This is a genomic window from Cytobacillus sp. FSL R5-0377, assembly GCF_038004385.1.
Classification (GTDB): domain Bacteria; phylum Bacillota; class Bacilli; order Bacillales; family Cytobacillaceae; genus Cytobacillus.
The window spans coordinates 2,113,805-2,130,000 of the sequence record NZ_JBBORA010000001.1 but is presented as its reverse complement, the minus strand read 5'-3'; the positions used below and the strand labels follow the sequence as shown (position 1 = coordinate 2,130,000).

The 16,196-nt window shown below is 44.6% G+C and carries 16 protein-coding genes, 2 rRNA genes and 1 riboswitch (1 of these 19 cut by a window edge); of the genes, 16 read left to right on the top strand and 2 right to left on the bottom strand.

The window, feature by feature from the left end:
- The 16 genes from NSQ49_RS10935 to purD all read left to right on the top strand — a co-directional run.
- Nucleotides 1-267: ribosomal RNA gene (locus NSQ49_RS10935) — 23S ribosomal RNA — on the top strand; it begins 2,669 nt to the left of the window's first position.
- A 138-nt stretch (nt 268-405) separates the two neighbouring features.
- Nucleotides 406-522, top strand: a 5S ribosomal RNA gene (gene rrf / locus NSQ49_RS10930).
- A gap of 883 nt (nt 523-1,405) precedes the next feature.
- Complete coding sequence (locus tag NSQ49_RS10925; RefSeq protein ID WP_053433027.1) at nt 1,406-1,948, top strand: DUF2179 domain-containing protein; 543 nt, start codon at nt 1,406-1,408, stop codon at nt 1,946-1,948.
- Nucleotides 1,945-2,151: an NETI motif-containing protein gene (locus NSQ49_RS10920; RefSeq protein ID WP_251284344.1), complete on the top strand. Its 207-nt coding sequence runs from the start codon at nt 1,945-1,947 to the stop codon at nt 2,149-2,151. Before NSQ49_RS10925 ends, NSQ49_RS10920 begins: the two co-directional genes overlap by 4 nt.
- Nucleotides 2,152-2,237: 86 nt before the next feature.
- A riboswitch (purine riboswitch) is annotated at nt 2,238-2,339 on the top strand.
- A 138-nt stretch (nt 2,340-2,477) separates the two neighbouring features.
- Nucleotides 2,478-2,966: a 5-(carboxyamino)imidazole ribonucleotide mutase gene (gene purE / locus NSQ49_RS10915; protein ID WP_251284343.1), complete on the top strand. Its 489-nt coding sequence runs from the start codon at nt 2,478-2,480 to the stop codon at nt 2,964-2,966.
- Nucleotides 2,959-4,107, top strand: coding sequence for a 5-(carboxyamino)imidazole ribonucleotide synthase (gene purK / locus NSQ49_RS10910; protein ID WP_396399156.1), 1,149 nt, complete (start codon nt 2,959-2,961; stop codon nt 4,105-4,107). The genes purE and purK overlap by 8 nt, the downstream gene beginning before the upstream one ends.
- Before the next feature lie 3 nt (nt 4,108-4,110).
- A complete protein-coding gene (gene purB, locus NSQ49_RS10905; RefSeq protein ID WP_251284342.1) occupies nt 4,111-5,403 on the top strand; it encodes an adenylosuccinate lyase in 1,293 nt (430 codons plus the stop codon).
- A gap of 107 nt (nt 5,404-5,510) precedes the next feature.
- Entirely contained in the window at nt 5,511-6,236 is a 726-nt protein-coding gene (gene purC / locus NSQ49_RS10900) for a phosphoribosylaminoimidazolesuccinocarboxamide synthase (RefSeq protein ID WP_251284341.1), read from the top strand.
- A complete protein-coding gene (gene purS, locus NSQ49_RS10895; RefSeq protein ID WP_009336741.1) occupies nt 6,224-6,478 on the top strand; it encodes a phosphoribosylformylglycinamidine synthase subunit PurS in 255 nt (84 codons plus the stop codon). Before purC ends, purS begins: the two co-directional genes overlap by 13 nt.
- A complete protein-coding gene (purQ, locus tag NSQ49_RS10890; protein ID WP_159871264.1) occupies nt 6,475-7,161 on the top strand; it encodes a phosphoribosylformylglycinamidine synthase subunit PurQ in 687 nt (228 codons plus the stop codon). The genes purS and purQ overlap by 4 nt, the downstream gene beginning before the upstream one ends.
- Nucleotides 7,145-9,361 (top strand): phosphoribosylformylglycinamidine synthase subunit PurL, encoded by a 2,217-nt coding sequence (gene purL / locus NSQ49_RS10885; protein WP_159871267.1) that lies wholly within the window; start codon nt 7,145-7,147, stop codon nt 9,359-9,361. The genes purQ and purL overlap by 17 nt, the downstream gene beginning before the upstream one ends.
- Nucleotides 9,346-10,743, top strand: coding sequence for an amidophosphoribosyltransferase (purF, locus tag NSQ49_RS10880; RefSeq protein WP_159871270.1), 1,398 nt, complete (start codon nt 9,346-9,348; stop codon nt 10,741-10,743). The genes purL and purF overlap by 16 nt, the downstream gene beginning before the upstream one ends.
- A 296-nt stretch (nt 10,744-11,039) precedes the next feature.
- Nucleotides 11,040-12,065, top strand: coding sequence for a phosphoribosylformylglycinamidine cyclo-ligase (purM, locus tag NSQ49_RS10875; RefSeq protein ID WP_159871273.1), 1,026 nt, complete (start codon nt 11,040-11,042; stop codon nt 12,063-12,065).
- Between the two features lie 13 nt (nt 12,066-12,078).
- Nucleotides 12,079-12,660 carry a phosphoribosylglycinamide formyltransferase gene (gene purN, locus NSQ49_RS10870; RefSeq protein ID WP_251284340.1) on the top strand — a complete coding sequence of 194 codons (582 nt, stop codon included), beginning with the start codon at nt 12,079-12,081 and terminating at the stop codon, nt 12,658-12,660.
- Nucleotides 12,661-12,698: 38 nt separating this feature from the next.
- Complete coding sequence (gene purH, locus NSQ49_RS10865) at nt 12,699-14,234, top strand: bifunctional phosphoribosylaminoimidazolecarboxamide formyltransferase/IMP cyclohydrolase (RefSeq protein WP_159871279.1); 1,536 nt, start codon at nt 12,699-12,701, stop codon at nt 14,232-14,234.
- Nucleotides 14,235-14,301: 67 nt separating this feature from the next.
- On the top strand, nt 14,302-15,570 hold the full coding sequence (gene purD, locus NSQ49_RS10860) for a phosphoribosylamine--glycine ligase (protein WP_251284339.1): 1,269 nt from the start codon (nt 14,302-14,304) through the stop codon (nt 15,568-15,570).
- On the opposite strand, the gene NSQ49_RS10855 is transcribed toward purD, so the two are convergent.
- Together NSQ49_RS10855 and NSQ49_RS10850 are read right to left on the bottom strand one after the other, a co-directional pair.
- Complete coding sequence (locus tag NSQ49_RS10855) at nt 15,548-15,637, bottom strand: EYxxD motif small membrane protein (RefSeq protein WP_328143322.1); 90 nt, start codon at nt 15,635-15,637, stop codon at nt 15,548-15,550. The two genes, purD and NSQ49_RS10855, sit on opposite strands and share 23 nt — an antisense overlap.
- Nucleotides 15,638-15,765: 128 nt before the next feature.
- A complete protein-coding gene (locus NSQ49_RS10850) occupies nt 15,766-16,050 on the bottom strand; it encodes a YgaP family membrane protein (RefSeq protein ID WP_159871285.1) in 285 nt (94 codons plus the stop codon).
- Nucleotides 16,051-16,196: the final 146 nt, after the last annotated feature.

The following is a 16,196-nucleotide window of genomic DNA, read 5'->3' as shown; positions in this document are numbered from 1 at the left end:
ATTTGAGAGGAGCTGTCCTTAGTACGAGAGGACCGGGATGGACGCACCGCTGGTGTACCAGTTGTCTTGCCAAAGGCATCGCTGGGTAGCTATGTGCGGAAGGGATAAGTGCTGAAAGCATCTAAGCATGAAGCCCCCCTCGAGATGAGATTTCCCATAGCGTCAAGCTAGTAAGATCCCTGAAAGATGATCAGGTTGATAGGTCAGAGGTGGAAGCGTGGCGACATGTGGAGCTGACTGATACTAATCGATCGAGGACTTAACCAAAACGAAAAGCGGAGGCGACTGTTCAACTTCGAGAGAAGTTAGGAGCCGAAGCTAGACAAGTCATTGGTGAATACTCGGCAGAATACTTCTTCATACATTATCTAGTTTTGAGGGAACGAAGTTTCTTCAGCCAAATAGTCCGGTGGCGATAGCGAGAAGGTCACACCCGTTCCCATACCGAACACGGAAGTTAAGCTTCTCAGCGCCGATGGTAGTTGGGGGCTGTCCCCCTGTGAGAGTAGGACGCTGCCGGGCAAATGAAAGAGCACCTGATGGGTGCTCTTTTTTGTGCTTTGAATGATTTTGGCGATCAGAAAAATATATTTAGGCTCTATTGTTAAAACATATATGTGTCACTTTACGCAGCATATGTGCTGCTTTTTCATTTTATGTGCCGCTTTCAGACATATATGTGCTACTCCTTATTTCCGCGTCTGTTTTAAAATTCAAAGCTGTTCTCTGTAAAGATAGCTAGTGCTAAATGTTAGATAAACTTCAAAGTATGCTAGATAAATTAAAAACCTGTTAGATAAATTTACAGTCATGTTAGATAAAACCCATAACATGCTAGATAACATCAGAAACCTGCTTGATAAGACTAATTAAACCTCTCTCCTTCATGTAGCCTCAACTAATACAGGCATAATTTCATCCTATTCAATAAAGGCTTTGCTTGAAAAGGAAAATAAATTCGGCATTATTTTAAAAGGAATACATATGTGCCACTTTGCCAAGCATTTGTGCTGCTATTTCATTTTATGTGGCGCTTGCACCCATATATGTGCAACTCTCTATTCCTCCGTTTGTAAAACCTCAAATTTGTTCTCTCTAAAGATCAAGAGTGCCAAATGCTAGATAAATCCAAAACCTGTTAGATAATATAAGATAAAACCCCAAACATGCCAAATAACATCCGAAACCTGCTAAATAAAACTGATCAAACTTCTCTCCATCTTATAAGCTCCACTACTACAGGCATAATTGAGCAGTTTCATCCCACTCAAAAAAGGATAACCTATTCATAAAGATTCAATTTTTGAAAAAAGGTTACCAAAAGCTAATTTCTTTTGTACAATAGTGACTTAATGGGGAGAGGACACTCCTTTGCCTCTTAATTCCTTATGAAGGAGGACTTGCGTTGCTGGAAAACAGTTTTATTATGGTCGCTATTATTTTGATCATTAATATCGTATATGTATCATTTTTTACCATCAGGATGATTTTGACGCTAAAGGGACAGCGTTACCTGGCAGCTTTTATAAGCACAATTGAAGTTGTTATTTATGTCATTGGACTTGGACTGGTTCTGGATAACCTGAATGAAATTCAAAATTTGATAGCCTATGCGGTCGGTTATGGAATCGGTGTTATTGTTGGAATGAAAATAGAAGAGAAGCTGGCCCTTGGTTATATTACCGTAAATGTCATTACAAAAGAATATGACCGGGATCTGCCAAAGGCTTTAAGAGATAAAGGCTATGGCGTGACAAACTGGGCTGCCAATGGTCTTGAAGGCGATCGGATGGCCCTGCAGATTCTGACACCGCGAAAATATGAATTGAAGCTTTATCAGACGATAAAAGAGCTGGATCCTAAAGCATTCATCATCGCCTATGAGCCGAAAACGATTCATGGCGGCTTCTGGGTAAAATCCGTTAAGAGAGGAAAGTTATCTCAATGAGAAAAGGCAAGAATAAAATGGCATTCGAAGTGCAGGAAAATGAAACCATTGACCAGTGCCTCGAAAGAATCAAAAAGACAGGCTATATGCCTGTTAGAAGGACGGAAAAGCCTATTTTCAAGGAAGTTAAAAAATCAGGACAGGTGGAGTATGAACCGGCCGGCCGGCAGATTGTTTTTGAAGCAAAGCGAGTTGAAGGCTAAAACACGAACATTAATTGTCTGACTTTTAGTATCGTTCGATTTTTCAATTGACAGAGTATCAGGTATGTTGTTAATATGATGGTAGTTAATAAAACGTGAATAACCCTCGTATAATAATGGGAATATGGCCCATAAGTTTCTACCTGGCAACCGTAAATTGCCGGACTATGAGGGAAAGCTGATATGCCCGGCATGTAGAAGGAATAGATCCTGCCGTTTGCAGGTGTCTTTCTAACGGTTCTTTTTAGCCCGGACAGATTACTTTCTCTCATATAAGAGAAGGGGTCTGTGCGGGTTTTTATATTAGAAGATTTGGAGGAGAAGGAATGAGCGCACAAGCAGCAGTCATTATGGGAAGCAAATCGGATTGGGAGACAATGAAGCACGCTTGCGGAATTCTGGAAGAGCTGGAAATCCCCTTTGAAAAAAAAGTTGTTTCAGCCCATCGCACTCCAGATCTAATGTTTGAATATGCGGAACAGGCAAGAGACAGAGGCATTAAGGTAATTATTGCGGGGGCAGGAGGAGCTGCACACCTGCCGGGAATGGTGGCAGCAAAAACAACACTTCCTGTGATTGGAGTGCCTGTCCAATCCAAAGCTTTAAACGGACTGGATTCATTGCTATCGATCGTTCAGATGCCTGGCGGAGTCCCGGTAGCAACCGTTGCGATTGGAAAAGCAGGTGCTGTAAATGCCGGATTGCTGGCAGCGCAAATCCTTGGCTCTTTTGATAAAGCCATTGCAGAACGCCTTCAGTCAAAAAGAGATAAAACAAAACAAGAAGTACTGGAAAGCAGTGATGACCTTGTCTAATAAAACCATTTTACCAGGACAAACTATTGGAATTATCGGCGGTGGACAGCTTGGGAGAATGATGGCCCTGGCAGCCAAGGCTAATGGCTTCAGGATTGCGGTATTAGATCCGTCAGAAGACTCTCCTTGCGGGCAGGTTGCGGATATTAGAATCCTTGGAGAATACGGAGATTTAGATTCTATAAAAGAGCTGGCAAAAGTAAGTGATGTTGTCACTTATGAATTCGAAAATATCAGTGCCGAAGCTCTTGAGTGGCTATGTGCAAATGCGTATGTCCCACAGGGAAGCGAAGTACTGGAGATCACCCAGGACCGGACAAAGGAAAAAGCAGCCATCCAAAAAGCCGGCTGTGAGGTAGCGCCATATGCGGTCATTACGACTGAAAAAGACATTTATGATAATATAGAAAAGCTTGGCTATCCAGCAGTATTAAAGACCTCCAGAGGCGGGTATGACGGAAAAGGGCAAGTTGTGATAAAGGACGGGCAGGATATTAAGAAAGCTGCACAGCTTCTTGATAATGGCGTGTGCGTCCTTGAAAAATGGATCACTTTTGAAAAGGAAATATCAGTTATTATTTGCCGGAATATCTCGGGAGAAAGCGCAGTATTTCCAGTCGGCGAAAATGTCCATAAAGAAAACATATTGCACCAGACAATTGTGCCGGCCATGATTACAGCTGATGCTGAGGAAAGGGCAGTAAGTGCAGCAAACCAGCTGGCAGAAGCTTTAAACCTTGTCGGAACATTGGCAGTTGAAATGTTTTTGACGAAAAACGGGCAGGTTTACATTAACGAGCTTGCACCCCGTCCGCATAACTCAGGCCATTATTCAATTGAAGCCTGCGAGACCTCTCAGTTTGAACAGCATATCCGTGCGGTCTGCAATTGGCCCCTTGGCAGCACAGAGCTATTAAAACCTGCTGTTATGGTAAACATACTAGGAGAGCACCAGGAACCTTTAATCAAGAAAATACCTGAATTGAATGACTGGAAGATTCATTTGTATGGAAAAAAGGATGCCAAATATAAACGCAAAATGGGCCATGTCACGCTTTTACGGAACTCTGCCGAAGAGGCACTTGAAGAAGCAGACAGAAGTGGCATTTGGACCCCTGTGAAGGAAAAGATCGGAGGATAAAACATGATTGAACGTTATACGAGACCGGAAATGGGAGCTATCTGGACAGAAGAAAACCGCTTTAAGGCATGGCTTGAGGTAGAAATACTTGCCTGTGAGGCCTGGGCTGAATTAGGAGATATTCCGAAAGAAGATGTTCAGAAAATCCGGGAAAATGCTTCTTTTAATATTGAGCGTATTAAAGAAATCGAAGCGGAAACACGGCATGATGTTGTCGCATTCACGCGCGCGGTATCTGAAACGCTTGGCGAGGAGCGCAAATGGGTTCATTACGGGCTTACTTCAACAGATGTGGTTGATACGGCGCTTTCATACCTAATCAAGCAGGCAAATGATATTCTTCTCAAAGATATCGAACGATTCGTGGAAATTCTGAAAAATAAAGCACAGGAACACAAGCATACAGTGATGATGGGACGTACACACGGGGTGCATGCTGAGCCGACTACATTCGGTTTAAAGCTTGCACTGTGGTATGAAGAAATGAAGCGCAATCTTGACCGCTTTAAAGAAGCTGCTGCAGGGGTAGAATTCGGTAAGATTTCTGGTGCAGTTGGAACGTATGCCAACATTGATCCATTTGTTGAAAAATATGTGTGTGAAAAGCTGGGCATCCAGCCAGCGCCGATCTCAACACAAACACTTCAGCGTGACCGTCATGCGCATTATATGGGTGCACTTGCACTTGTGGCCACTTCAATTGAAAAGTTTGCGACAGAAATCCGCGGCCTTCAAAAAAGCGAAACACGTGAAGTGGAAGAGTTTTTCGCGAAAGGTCAAAAGGGATCTTCAGCGATGCCGCATAAACGCAACCCGATTGGTTCAGAAAATATGACGGGAATGGCAAGAGTAATCCGCGGCTACATGATGACAGCGTATGAGAATGTAGGATTATGGCATGAGCGGGATATTTCCCACTCATCAGCAGAAAGAATTATTCTGCCTGATGCAACAATCGCGCTGAATTACATGCTGAACCGATTTGGGAATATTGTTAAGAACTTAACAGTTTTCCCTGACAACATGAAACGCAATATGGACCGTACACTGGGGCTTATTTACTCTCAGCGAGTTCTTCTTGCTTTAATTGACAAGGGCATGACTCGTGAAGAGGCATATGACACAGTACAGCCCCGTGCCATGGAAGCGTGGGAAAAGCAGGTCCAATTCCGCAGTTTGATCGAGCAGGACGAAATTATTACATCAAAGCTATCTTCATCAGAAATTGATGATTGCTTTGACTATAACTACCATATCAAGCATGTGGATACAATTTTTGACCGCTTAGGTTTGTAAAAAAATAAAGAGGTAGAGAGCAGTCTTTACCTCTTTATTAACGGGAAAATTCCCAATCTTCTTAATAATACGTCTAGCAGCCAATCAAATAAAGGGGGCTCTCCGCCATGGAAAAAGGAGCATTGTTATACGAAGGCAAAGCCAAAAAAGTTTATCAGACAAACGATGAAAACATCGTCTGGATTGAATATAAGGATTCTGCAACAGCCTTTAATGGCGAGAAAAAAGCAAGTATCAGCGGCAAGGGCCGTCTGAATAACGAGATTACGAGTCTGCTTTTTTCAAAGCTTCATGAACTGGGGATTGAATCTCACTTTATTGAAAAACTTTCAGAGACAGAGCAGCTTGTTAAAAAGGTGGAGATCATTCCGCTCGAAACAGTAGTCCGCAATGTTGCGGCGGGGAGCTTTTCTAAGAGATTGGGAGTTGAAGAAGGGAAAGAATTATCAAGGCCAATCGTTGAGTTCTACTACAAAGATGATGAGCTGGGTGATCCGCTGCTGACAGAAGATCATATTGAAGTTCTTCAGCTGGCTGAAAAGCAGGAAGCAGCCCTATTACAGGAAAAGGCACTTCAGGTTAATAATATTTTAAGAGATTTCTTCAAAGAGCTCGGCATTAAATTAGTAGATTTCAAGCTGGAGTTTGGTAAAGATGCAGCTGGCCAAATTCTGCTGGCTGATGAGATTTCACCAGATACCTGCAGGCTTTGGGATATTGAAACGAATGAAAAATTGGATAAAGATGTTTTCCGCAGGGACCTTGGAAATTTAACTGATGCATATGAAAATATTTTAGCGAGACTGGGAGGCCAAACAGTATGTACAAAGTAAAAGTTTTCGTCACATTAAGAGAAAGTGTTCTAGATCCTCAGGGAACGGTTGTAAAAAACTCTCTGCATTCCATGAATTACAGCGAAGTATCTGATGTGCGCATTGGAAAATACATGGAGCTGACAGTGGAAAAAAGCGATCGTCCTGTAGAAGAAGCTGTGAAGGAAATGTGTGAGCGCTTATTGGCTAACGTTGTGATTGAAGATTACCGCTTTGAAATCGAGGAGGCTGTTGCTCAGTGAAGTTCGCTGTGATCGTATTTCCAGGGTCCAATTGTGACATCGATATGTACCATGCAGTAAAGGACGAGCTTGGAGCGGAAGCTGAATATGTTTGGCATGACGCAGAAAGCTTAGACGAATATGACGGAATTCTTCTTCCCGGCGGTTTCTCTTACGGAGATTATCTTCGTTCAGGTGCTGTCGCACGCTTCAGTAATGTCATGAAGGAAGTTATAAAAGCGGCTGAGGCAGGCAAGCCAATCTTGGGAGTCTGCAACGGATTCCAAATTTTATTGGAAGCGGGTCTTTTGCCAGGAGCGATGAGAAGAAATGACAGTCTGAAATTCATCTGCCGTACGGTTGAGCTGAAGGTTGAAAACAACGAAACTATGTTTTCATCCGTATACGGAAAAGGCGAAGTAATTAATATTCCAATCGCCCATGGCGAAGGAAACTACTATTGTGATGAAGCAACTCTTGCAGCTTTAAAGGCAAATAATCAGATTGTCTTTACTTATAATGAAACAAATCCAAATGGCAGCCTGGAAAACATTGCAGGAATTGTCAATGAAAAAGGAAATGTCCTCGGTATGATGCCGCACCCTGAGAGAGCTGTTGATGAGCTTTTAGGGGGAGCAGATGGCCTGAAACTTTTTCAATCAATCGTAAAACAATGGAGGGAAGCACATGTCGTTAATGCTTGAGCCAAGTCCGGAACAATTAAAGGCACAGAAGGTATACAAAGAGATGGGATTGTCTGATGACGAATTTGCGTTGATTGAAAAGATTATCGGGCGTTTGCCAAATTACACAGAAATCGGTTTGTTTTCGGTTATGTGGTCAGAGCATTGCAGCTATAAAAACTCAAAGCCCGTTTTAAGCAAGTTCCCGACAACAGGAGAGAAAGTACTTCAGGGACCAGGGGAAGGAGCTGGAATTGTTGATATCGGCGATGGGCAAGCAGTTGTGTTTAAAATCGAAAGCCACAATCACCCTTCTGCAATCGAGCCTTACCAGGGGGCAGCAACAGGTGTCGGCGGGATTATCCGCGATGTATTTTCAATGGGCGCAAGACCGGTCGCACTCCTCAACTCTTTACGCTTTGGAGAATTGGATTCTCCTCGTGTACGGTACCTTTTTAAAGAAGTAGTCGCAGGCATTGCGGGTTACGGAAACTGCATCGGTATTCCGACAGTTGGCGGAGAAGTGCAGTTTGATTCTTCCTATGAAGGAAATCCGCTTGTAAACGCGATGTGTGTCGGCTTAATCGACCACAAAGATATTAAAAAAGGCCAGGCTCATGGAGTAGGCAACACCGTTATGTATGTTGGCGCGAAAACGGGACGTGACGGTATACATGGTGCTACTTTTGCATCAGAAGAATTAACAGACCAATCAGAATCAAAACGCCCGGCTGTACAGGTTGGCGATCCATTCATGGAAAAGCTTCTGCTGGAGGCATGTCTTGAACTGGTCCAGTCTGACGCACTTGTCGGCATTCAGGATATGGGAGCTGCAGGTCTGACAAGCTCTTCTGCTGAGATGGCCAGCAAAGCGGGATCGGGAATTGAAATGAATCTTGACCTTGTTCCTCAAAGGGAAACAGGCATGACGGCATATGAAATGATGCTTTCCGAGTCTCAGGAGAGAATGCTGATTGTTGTGAAAAAAGGACGCGAGCAGGAGATTGTTGATTTATTTTCCAAATATGGCCTGGAAGCCGTTTCTGTCGGCAAGGTAACCGATGATAAAATGCTTCGTCTGACTCATCAGGGAGAAGTGGTGGCAGAGCTGCCTGTAGATGCACTTGCAGAGGATGCGCCAGTTTACCATAAGCCATCAAGCGAGCCTGAGTATTTCCGTGAATTTCAGGCGATGGAGAACGAAATCCCAGCAGTGGACGATTACAAGGAAACGCTTGTGAAGCTTCTCCAGCAGCCGACAATCGCCAGCAAGGAATGGGTTTATGACCAGTACGACTATATGGTCCGCACGAATACTGTAGTGGCACCTGGATCAGATGCAGCTGTCATCCGCATCCGCGGCACCCGCAAAGGATTGGCTATGACGACAGACTGTAATTCACGGTATATGTATCTTGACCCGGAAACAGGCGGAAAAATTGCTGTGGCCGAAGCGGCAAGAAACATCATTTGCTCCGGCGGTCAGCCATTGGCGATAACAGATAATCTGAACTTTGGTAATCCGGAGAAGCCTGAAATCTTCTGGCAAATTGAAAAAGCGGCAGACGGAATCAGTGAAGCATGCCGCACATTGGATACACCAGTTATCGGCGGAAACGTCTCTTTATATAACGAAACAAATGGAACAGCGATCTATCCGACACCTGTCATCGGAATGGTCGGACTGGTAGAGGATATTGACCATGTAACATCTCAATCATTTAAAGCAGCTGGGGACTTAATTTATCTGGTTGGCGAAACAAAGGATGAGTTTGGCGGCAGTGAGCTTCAGAAAATGACATACGGCAGGATTTTCGGAAAAGCACCTGGGCTTGATCTCGAAAAAGAAGAAAAGGCACAGGAGCAAATTCTAAAAGCCATCCGTTCAGGACTTGTAGCATCTGCGCATGATGTAGCAGAAGGCGGATTAGCAGTAGCAGCCGCAGAAAGTCTCATCGGTTCAAAAGGTCTGGGAGCGGATATCAAGGTTACAGGAAATGCAACTTCAGCTTTATTCAGTGAATCACAATCCCGTTTCCTTCTTTCTGTAAAAAAAGAAAACCAGGAAGCATTCGAAAATTTAGTCGACGCGGCACTAATCGGTGAAGTAACAGAAGCACCTGTACTTTATATCTCTAATGAAGAGGGCCTATTGCTTGCCGAACAAGTTGACGTTCTAAAGCAGGCCTGGAAAGGAGCTATCCCATGCTTGCTGAAATAAGAGGACTGAATGAAGAGTGCGGTGTTTTTGGAATCTGGGGGCATCAGGATGCTTCCCAGATCACCTATTACGGGCTCCATAGCCTGCAGCACCGCGGCCAGGAAGGCACCGGAATGGTTGTTACCGATGGAAAGAAGCTGAAAGGCATTAAAGGTGAAGGCCTTGTAACGGAAATTTTCACATCAGATGCCATGAAGGAACTGGAAGGGAAAGCGGCAATCGGGCATGTACGCTATGCGACTGCCGGGGGTGGCGGTTATGAAAATGTCCAGCCTCTCCTGTTCAACTCTCAAAGCGGAAGCCTTGCTCTTTGCCATAATGGAAATCTGGTAAACGCGACTGCTTTAAAGCATCAGCTTGAAGGACAAGGAAGCATTTTCCAAACGAGCTCGGATACAGAGGTGCTTGCTCACTTAATTAAGCGTGCAGGATTTTCCTCCCTCAAGGATCGTGTCAAAAATGCGTTATCCATGATTAAAGGAGCTTATGCTTTTCTGATCATGACTGAAACAGAGCTGATGGTTGCGCTGGACCCGAACGGCATGAGGCCGCTCTCTCTTGGCAAAATCGGCGATGCTTATGCGGTTGCATCTGAAACCTGTGCTTTTGATGTGGTGGGAGCCGAGTTTATCCGCGATATTCTTCCGGGGGAGCTGCTGATTATTGATGATAATGGCTTCCGTTCAGAAATGTTTGCCATGGCCTCTAATATTGCCATGTGCACAATGGAATATGTTTATTTTTCCCGTCCGGACAGCAATATCAACGGGATCAACGTTCATACAGCCCGGAAAAACCTTGGAAAACAGCTGGCTCTTGAAGTGCCAATTGAAGGTGATGTTGTTACTGGTGTACCGGATTCCAGCATTTCGGTTGCGATTGGCTATGCTGAAGCATCCGGCATTCCTTACGAGATGGGTCTGATTAAAAACCGCTATGTAGGACGTACATTTATTCAGCCTTCGCAGTCGCTGCGTGAACAGGGTGTGAAGATGAAGCTGTCGCCTGTACGCGGGGTGGTAGAAGGCAAGAGAGTCATCATGGTGGACGACTCGATCGTTCGCGGAACAACAAGCAGACGGATCGTCACCATGCTGAAGGAAGCTGGAGCGACTGAAGTGCATGTGCTGATCAGTTCACCTCCGATTAAGAATCCATGCTTCTATGGAATCGATACATCGACAAAGGAAGAATTGATTGCCGGCAATCATTCTGTTGAGGAAATAAGAGAAATCATTGGTGCAGACACACTTACCTTTTTAAGTACAGAGGGCATGGTCAAAGCAATTGGACGGAAAGATGGACAATGCCTGGCATGCTTTACAGGGCAGTATCCGACTGAGATTTATCCAAGTACTTTGCATCCTTATGAAAAAGTATAACAATTCAATTGGCCGATAACCTGCTTTGTTTGGCCGATAAATATAGGAATTTGGCCGGAAAAACTTGATTTTTGACCGGTAAAAGCACTAATTTGGCCGATAAGTTGTAGGATCGGCCTTTATTGATGAAGAAGTAACTTTGAAATACGATAACTGTCTAGCTGTAGCGCCTGCCTCCTCGAGGTCATAAGACATTCCTTCCAGAAAGGCAAAGAACGCCTTCACGAGAGGCTCGTCTTTTGCTTGTCTGAGGTGAGCAAGGCGCTTACGCTTTTCTAATATGGGGTGAGAGACAGATGGCAAATGCATATAAACAGGCCGGAGTAGATATTGAAGCTGGATATGAAGCAGTTTCCCGCATGAAAAAACACGTACAGAAGACGATTCGTCCGGGTGTGCTCGGCGGTTTGGGCGGATTTGGCGGCATGTTCGATCTATCTGAACTAAACCTGAAGGAACCGGTTCTCGTTTCAGGTACAGATGGTGTCGGCACGAAGCTGATGCTTGCTTTTATGATGGATAAACATGACACCATTGGGATTGATGCAGTCGCCATGTGTGTAAATGATATTGTCGTACAGGGAGCAGAGCCTCTGTATTTCTTGGATTATATCGCCTGCGGAAAAGCGGCGCCTGAACGGATTGAAGCGATTGTGAAGGGCATTGCGGATGGCTGCGAACAGGCAGGGTGTGCACTTGTAGGCGGTGAAACTGCCGAAATGCCTGGCATGTACAGTGAGGAAGAATATGATCTTGCCGGATTTGCGGTTGGTGCCTGTGAAAAATCCAGACTGATTAATGGTGCGGACATCAAGGCAGGAGATGTACTGATCGGCCTTGCCTCAAGCGGAATTCACAGTAATGGCTACTCGCTTGTCAGAAAACTGTTTTTTGAAAAGGCGGATATGTCCTTAACAGATCATGTAGAAGAATTAGGCTGCACCTTAGGGGAAGAGCTGCTTCGCCCTACAAAAATATATGTAAAACCGCTGCTGTCAGCTATGAAGAAGTTCAAGCTGAAGGGCATGGCACATATTACAGGCGGCGGATTTATTGAAAATATTCCGCGCATGCTGCCTGAAGGTCTTGGCGCCCAGCTTACTGAAAGCAATTGGGAAGTGCCTCCGGTATTTTCAGTGATGGAGAAAATCGGCGGACTGGAACGCAAGGAAATGTACAATATTTTTAATATGGGAACAGGCATGGTGATTGCAGCAGATAAAGAAAAAGCTGATGAACTGATCGCCTATTTTAATGAAATTGATGAAAAGGCTTATCTGATGGGGACTGTAACGGATCAGGAAGGAATTGAAATTCTGTAACTTGGAGGAAGTCATGAAAAAAATAGCAGTGTTTGCTTCCGGAAGCGGAACGAACTTTCAAGCCATTGCTGATGCCGTCAGAAATGGGGACCTGCAGGCTGAGATCGTCCTGTTTGTCTGTGACCGGCCAGGTGCATACAGCATCCAGCGCGCTCAAAACGAGCAAGTTCCGCAATTTGTTTTTTCAGCTAAAGACTATGCAGGCAAAGCAGAGTACGAAAGAGCAATTTTGCAAGAGCTGAAGGAGAGCGGGGCAGAGTATATTATTCTCGCAGGCTATATGAGACTGATTGGCCCGACGCTTTTAAAAGAGTTTGAAGGCCGAATTATTAATATCCATCCTTCTCTTCTTCCTGCTTTTCCAGGTAAGGACGCGATTGGCCAGGCATTATCGGCCAAAGTGAAGGTAAGCGGTGTGACGGTTCATTTTGTAGATGAAGGCATGGATACGGGCCCGATAATTGCTCAAGCGCCAGTTGCTATAGATGCGGATGAAACGCTTGAGAGTCTTCAAAAGAAAATACATGAAGTCGAGCACAAACTTTATCCGCAGGTTTTGCAGGATCTTTTCTATGTTAAAATGGTAGAGTGCTAAAGTATATCATATCATCGATAGAGTCAGGGGGAGCGAACATGAAGAAACGTGCATTAATCAGTGTTTCCGACAAAAATGGCATAACAGAATTTGCCCAGCAGCTAAGTGAATTGGGTTTTGAAATTATCTCAACAGGCGGTACAAAAAAAGCGCTGGAGGAGAGCGGAGTTCCTGTTATCGGGGTAAGCGATGTGACAGGCTTTCCGGAAATTCTGGAAGGGCGTGTGAAAACATTAAATCCGTTGATACATGGCGGACTGCTGGCTAAGCATGGTGAGCCAGGCCACAAACAGCAGCTTGAGGAGCATGGGATCCAGCCTATCCAGGTTGTGTGCGTGAATTTATATCCGTTCCAGCAGACTATCGCAAAACCGGATGTGACAGTAGAGGATGCGATAGAGAATATTGATATCGGCGGTCCGGCCATGCTGCGTGCTTCCGCCAAGAACCATGACTATGTAACGGTTGTAGTGGATCCTGCTGATTATGAAACAGTTCTTTCACAGCTGAAAGAAACCGGAGAGGTTCAAAAGGAAACCCGCCGCAGGCTTGCTGCGAAGGTATTCCGCCACACAGCTGCCTATGATGCGATGATTGCTGAATATATGTCAGATTTGGCAAATGAAGAAACGCCTGAAAAATTAACGGTTACGTATGAATTGAAGCAAACTTTGAGATACGGGGAGAATCCTCACCAAAAAGCTGCTTTTTACCGCAAGCCGCTTGGATCTGAATTTTCGATTGCTAATGCTGAACAGCTTCACGGCAAAGAATTATCCTACAATAATATAAATGATGCAGATGCAGCGCTTCAGATTGTTAAGGAATTCTCTGAGCCTGCTGCAGTTGCTGTTAAGCATATGAACCCTTGTGGAGTTGGGACAGGGGAAAATGTCTTTGAAGCTTTCTCTAAAGCTTTTGAAGCAGATCCTGTATCGATTTTTGGCGGGATTATTGCCCTTAACAGGGAAGTGGATGCTGAGACAGCCAAAAAGCTATATGAAATTTTCCTTGAGATCATCATTGCACCTTCCTTCTCGGAGGAAGCACTTGAGATTTTAAAAGGGAAAAAGAATCTGCGTTTGCTGACTATTCCTTTTGGCGGTAAAAAGAAAGCGGAGATGAGATTATCCGCTATTGAAGGCGGTTTGCTGACGCAGGAATATGATCTGTTCACCCTTGAAAATGCCGAAGTAAAAGTAGCGACCAGGAGAGAGCCGACAGAAGAAGAGTGGAAAGCACTGAAGCTCGGCTGGAAAGTTGTTAAGCATGTAAAGTCCAATGCGATCGTCGTCAATGATGAAAATATGACACTTGGAGTTGGTGCAGGCCAGATGAACCGTGTGGGCTCTGCCAAAATTGCGCTTGAACAGGCCGGAGAAAAAGCAAATGGGGCAGTAATGGCATCTGATGCCTTCTTCCCAATGAACGACACAGTTGAAGTTGCAGCCAAAGCAGGCATCAAAGCCATCATTCAGCCGGGAGGATCCATCCGTGATGAGGATTCCATAAAAAAAGCTGATGAGTATGGCATTGCAATGGTCTTTACAGGTGTTAGACACTTTAAGCATTAAACGAAAGCGGAGGCGCCTCGAACTGAGGCCATGTTATTATAGCTGACATTATACGGAGGTGGGCATAATGAAGGTATTGGTTATTGGAAGAGGCGGACGTGAACATGCCATTTGCTGGAAGATGAATCAAGGTCCTTCAGTGGAACAGGTTTTTGCAGCACCGGGAAATCCAGGAATGGAAGATTCGGCACAACTGGTTTCCATTCAGGAAAACGAACAGGAAAAACTTGTGCAGTTTGCTCAGGAAAATGAAATTGATCTGACTGTAATTGGGCCAGAAGTACCGCTGCTAGAAGGGCTGGCAGACCGATTTGAAGAGGCTGGATTAAAGGTATTTGGACCGAAAAAAGCTGCAGCAGAAATTGAAGGCAGCAAGTCTTTTGCCAAAGAGCTAATGAAGAAATATGCGATTCCGACAGCTGAATATGGAGTATTCAGCGACTATGAAGAAGCGAAAGCCTATATTGAAGCAAAGGGTGCTCCCATTGTTCTGAAAGCAGATGGGCTTGCAGCAGGAAAAGGCGTAATAGTAGCCATGACTATGCAGGAAGCGTTATCCGGAATTAAGGAGCTTTTATTAAATGAAAAGTTTGGCCAAGCTTCTTCAACTGTCGTAATAGAAGAATTCCTTGAAGGGGAAGAATTCTCTTTAATGGCCTTTGTGAACGGAGAAACAGTGGTGCCGCTAGAAATTGCCCAGGATCACAAGCGTGCTTTTGATGGAGATCAGGGACCGAATACAGGCGGGATGGGGGCTTATTCACCCGTACCGCATATTGGTGATGAAATAGTTTCAGAGGCTGTTGAACAAGTTTTAAAGCCGGCGGCAAAAGCAATGGTTCAGGAAGGCCGGAGTTTTACCGGAATTTTATATGCAGGTCTGATTAAAACATCAAAAGGGCCGAAGGTAATCGAATTTAATGCCCGCTTTGGAGATCCTGAAACACAGGTAATTCTGCCGCGGATGAATTCGGATCTGGCTGAGGTCATGCTGGCAGTCCTAAATGGGGAGCAGCCTGAAATCGAGTGGAGTCAAGAAGCAATCGTCGGAGTGGTTGCTGCTTCAAAAGGCTATCCTGAAGCATACGAAAAAGGAGCTGTTCTGAATGGGCTGCATTTGCTTAAAGATGTTTTAGTCTTCCATGCCGGCACTGATCGAAACAGCTCAGGGGAGTTTGTAACAAATGGCGGGCGCGTGCTGCTGGCGGGAGCTAAGGCGTCCACATTGAAAGAAGCGCAGCAAAAAGTATATTCAGAACTGGAAAAACTTCAGTGTGAAGGTGTATTCTGCCGCAAAGATATTGCCGATAAAGCTATCGTGCACGTCCTTTCTTAGTTTTCCGGATATACACAAACAGGAGTGCTACAATGCTTCCTATTATGGCTGTCAGAACGAACGTCATATCCATTACGTATTCCCAGAACATATTGTCAGCTCCTTTCTAATGTTCAGCCCCCAAATAGGGGGCTGAATTATTTACTTTGCACGACCGGGGAGGGCTTGGTATTCTTTGTCTGCGCTCCTGTATGGCTAAGAAGGGTTAAAAGGCAGAATCTCCTCGGCAGCCTCATCATTGTTAACGTGATTTCCCCTTTTTTCCTGAACCATATCCTGTCCTCTTTCAAAAAGGGCTGTTAAAGGACAAAAGCGGACAATCCCCTCAGCCACTTTCATGCCACCCAGCATGGCCATCACAAGATAAGAGTCCCGCCAAGGCCGTTTTACAAGTTTTGAAGTGCTCCAGGCCAGTATCGTTAATCCAATTGTTATGCGTATTAAGGCATTTACAATGCCGATATTTGATTTTACCTGCACAGGTCCCACCGCCTTCACAAAATTTTTACAATCTTTTACTGATTCTTTAATGCGTTAAACAGTGAAATATGTTACTATAATAAACAAGAGAAAATGTAAGGGCTTTCTTTATTGATTTAAAGCCGTTTTACTCATTATATTCATTC